The sequence below is a fragment of the Mesorhizobium sp. M1A.F.Ca.IN.020.06.1.1 genome (genome assembly GCF_004023265.1).
Lineage (GTDB): Bacteria > Pseudomonadota > Alphaproteobacteria > Rhizobiales > Rhizobiaceae > Mesorhizobium.
Genome location: NZ_RZSR01000763.1, coordinates 1 through 2,959, shown reverse-complemented (window position 1 = coordinate 2,959; position 2,959 = coordinate 1). Strand labels below are relative to the sequence as shown.

Annotated in this window: 2 protein-coding genes; both read left to right on the top strand. The window is 67.0% G+C overall.

Translation table 11 applies throughout. The annotated features are described in order from the left end of the window. Positions 1–1,116: M20 aminoacylase family protein (locus EOA60_RS26520; protein ID WP_164899546.1), on the top strand; the 1,116-nt coding region annotated here is incomplete at its 5' end. 342 nt (positions 1,117–1,458) lie between these two features. Then, positions 1,459–2,959, top strand: a 1,501-nt coding sequence (locus EOA60_RS26515) for a diguanylate cyclase (protein ID WP_128312146.1), incomplete at its 3' end; no start/stop codon positions are given.

Genomic DNA, 2,959 nt, shown 5'->3' with positions numbered 1-2,959 from the left:
GCCTGGCGGCGCGACCTCCACGCCCACCCGGAATTCGGCTTCGAGGAAAAGAGCACCGCCGCCTTCGTGGCGGAGAAGCTTCGCGCCTTCGGGCTCGAAGTCGCGGAAGGCATCGGCGGCACCGGCGTTGTCGGCACGCTGGCCAGGGGCAGCGGCAATCGCGCGATTGCGCTGCGCGCCGACATGGATGCGCTGCGCATCGCCGAGCAAGGGACGCGAGCCTGGACCTCGCAGACGCCCGGCACCATGCATGCGTGCGGCCATGACGGCCACACCGCCATGCTGCTCGGCGCGGCGAAGCTGCTGGCGGAAGAAGGGGGCTTCGACGGCACGGTGCGGTTCATCTTCCAGCCGGCCGAGGAGTGGGGCAGGGGCGCGCTTGCGATGATCGAAGACGGGCTCATCGAACGCTTTCCCTTCGAGGAAATCTTCGGGCTGCACAATATGCCGGGCTTGCCCATCGGCCACTTCGAAACCCGGAGCGGTCCGATCATGTCGGCCGAGGACAATTTCGAGATCGTGCTGAAAGGCTTGGGCGGCCACGCCGCCAGGCCGCACGACGCTCGCGAGACGCTGATTGCCGCCTGCGCGCTGGTCGTCAACCTGCAGACCATCGTCTCGCGACGCCTGAGCCCCGTCGATATCGGCGTCGTCTCGGTCACCGAGCTCATCACCGACGGCACCCGCAACGCGCTGCCCGGCCTCGCCCGCATCCTTGGCGACTGTCGCAGTTTCCGGCCCGAGGTGAGCGCGGCGATCGAGAAGGAGATGCGCGGCATCGCCGAAGGCACGGCGCAGGCCTATAACGTAGCGGCTGAGGTCACTTACACGCGCGAGTTCGTGCCCTTGATCAACGACGCGGCGCTGGTGAATGAGGCGCTTGCTGCGGCCCGAACGGTGCTGGCCGGCGATGCCGTCGGCATCGCCGCCGAGCCGATGACCGCCTCGGAGGATTTCGCCCGCTTCCTCACCGAAGTGCCCGGCTGTTTCGTCTTCCTCGGCAACGGCAATTCCGCCCCGCTGCACAACCCGGCCTACGATTTCAACGATGAAGGCCTGCTGCATGGCGCGCGTTTCCACGCGGCGGTGGTGCGGCGAAGGCTGGCGGCGGGGTAAGGGCGTCTGCGATTGGCGAAAGCGGCGGAGCTTCTGCTTCGTCATCCTCGAGCTTGACCCGAGGATCCATTCGATGACCTTTGGCGTAGAGTTCGGCAGCGCAGAATACTGTAGCTGTTGCAACGCTTTAGCGTAACGGCATGAATCCCAGGGTCTGCGCGCGTCGCTTCGCTCCTTGCTTCGCCCTCGGATGACGAAGCAGATGGGCCGCGATCCTTCGCGCCCCCCTGTTCTGCCGGACCTTTCCTCCAAAAAGCGGGGAGATTGGCAGCTTCACCCCAGTAACCCTTTTTTGTCAGCTTTCATGCACTATGCCCGAACGGGGACGGCAAGAACGAGGGCATGGCGGACGACACCAAACGCAACGGCGAATTCTGGGCGCTGGCGCTCGATCGCGCCCAGCTCGGCCTATGGGACTGGAATCTCCCGACGGGCGATTGCTACTATTCGCCGACCTGGTGGAAGATGCTGGGTTATGCCGAGGGCGAGCTCGATACCTCCGATCTGTGGCTGAAGCTCACTCATCCCGACGACTGCGAGCGAGCACTGGCGAGCGGCGACCGCCATATCGCTGGTGACACCGAGTCGATCGAGACGGAACTACGGCTGAAGCACAAGGACGGCCGCTGGGTCTGGGTGCTTGACCGCGGCGGCATCGTCGAGCGCGATGCCGAGGGCAAGCCGCTGCGCCTGATGGGCGTGCAGACCGATATCACCAGGCAGAAGGAGGCCGAGGCCGCGCTTGAGCAGGTCAATGTCCGCTTGCGGCTCGCGCTCGCCGCCAGCGGCACCGGCATCTGGCACTACGATATCGGCACCAACAAGAGCTATTGGGACCCGCGCACTAGGGAGATCTTCGGCCTGGTCAGCGATACCGACGAGGTGACGGCCGATCTCTGGCACACCTATCTCCACCCGGACGACAAGGAGGCCACCGAGCGCGCGCATCTGCCGCCGCCGGGCTCGAAAAGCGTGACCGCCACGCAATACCGTATCGTCCGGCGCGACGGCTCGGTCCGCCATGTCGAGTCGCTGGTGCGTTTGATCGCCGGCGCCGGCTCGGCCGGCCAGATCCTCGGCACGGTACGCGACATCACCGACGAGACGAAGCGCGCCGAGGAGCTCGCTTACGCCGCCCATCACGATGCGCTGACCGGGCTGTGGAACCGCTCGGCCTTCGACCGGCTGCTCGCCGAAAACATCGGCGCGGCGGACCGGCTGCCGCTTGCCGTCTTTTATGTCGACCTCGACTACTTCAAGGCGCTGAACGACTATGCCGGCCATGCCGCGGGCGATATCGCGCTGAAGAGCGTCGCCGGCGGCATCCGCGCCAGCCTGCCGCCTTCGGCCCACGCCGCGCGCCTCGGCGGCGACGAATTCGCGCTGCTGGTTCCGAACTGCAACGACGCTTGCGCCGAGCGGCTGGCGCGTGCCGTGCTCGCCGCGGTGCGCGACGCCGATCTCGGCTCCGCCGTGTCGTCCCGCAGGCTAGCCGCCAGCATCGGCATCGCCTTCGTGCGCGATCCCCGGACGACGGTAACCGATGCGCTCGCCTGCGCCGACGATGCCTGCTACGCCGCCAAAGCCGGCGGGCGCGACCGCTTCGCCGTGTTCTCGGCCGAAACAGCTTCCGGAGCCGGCGGCCTCAACGCCGCGCGGCTTGCCGCCGATCTGGTCGATGCCATGGAGGACAGCCGGTTGAAGCTGTTCGGCCAGGAGATCCATCGCCTCGGCAGGCCTTGGCAAGACAGCCGCCATGTCGAGGTGCTGGCGCGGCTCGAGGCGCGCAACGGCAAGCTGATCTTGCCGGGCGAGTTCATGCCGGTGGCCGAACGCTTCGGCC